Here is a 405-nt window from a genome sequence, read left to right as displayed (position 1 = left end):
TTGTTACCCCATCGCCATCGCAATCTGCATCTGCAAATATTGGGTTATTTAAATCTTCGTCGCCTAATGTTCCATCATCTGTACATGGATCATTTGGATCTGGGTCGGTACCATTTGGTGTTCCGTCTCCATCACAGTCTGCTGCATCCCAATCGCCTCCTTGTGGAAGTGTTACGTCTGTTGCATCAAACTCACATGGGTTATTCCAGTCTGTACCATCTGGACCTGGTGTTCCATCGCCATCTGGATCTATCTCATCGCCATTTGTTACCCCATCGCCATCGCAATCTGCATCTGCAAATATTGGGTTATTTAAATCTTCGTCGCCTAATGTTCCATCATCTGTACATGGATCATTTGGATCTGGGTCGGTACCATTTGGTGTTCCGTCTCCATCACAGTCTG

General features: G+C 46.2%; 1 pseudogene. It reads right to left on the bottom strand.

What is annotated here, in order from left to right:
- Nucleotides 1–405: pseudogene (locus ACVC08_RS00715) on the bottom strand (hypothetical protein); the annotation flags it as partial.

It is taken from the genome of Pontimicrobium sp. MEBiC06410 (assembly GCF_053601615.1).
This window is presented reverse-complemented; position numbering and strand designations above follow the sequence as displayed.